General features: G+C 69.0%; 1 protein-coding gene. It reads left to right on the plus strand.

All coding sequences use genetic code 11. The annotated features are described in order from the left end of the window. Position 1: 1 nt before the first annotated feature. A partial coding sequence (locus tag GV790_RS30105) for a DUF742 domain-containing protein (protein WP_309139055.1) occupies positions 2-281 on the plus strand: 280 nt, incomplete at its 3' end.

The following is a 281-nucleotide window of genomic DNA, read 5'->3' on the forward strand; positions in this document are numbered from 1 at the left end:
GGTGCGCGCGTATGTGCGCACCAGGGGACGCTCGCGTCCGACCCGTGAGTTGGACCTGGTCACCCTCGTCATCGCCGTCAAGAGTCCGGGGCCGGGTACGAGCCCCGACGCGCGGCGGGTGGCCGGTGTCTGCGCCCGTGGCGCCCTCTCTATCGCCGAGATAGCCGCTTATCTGGACCTGCCGCCCTCGGTGGTCAAGATCATCGCCGCCGACCTCCTCGACACCGAATACCTCGCCATCCCCACCCCGGCCGAATCACTGCCGGAGATAGCTCTGCTCC

Source organism: Nocardia cyriacigeorgica (genome assembly GCF_010858045.1).
In the GTDB taxonomy this organism is placed as follows: Bacteria; Actinomycetota; Actinomycetes; order Mycobacteriales; family Mycobacteriaceae; genus Nocardia; species Nocardia cyriacigeorgica_E.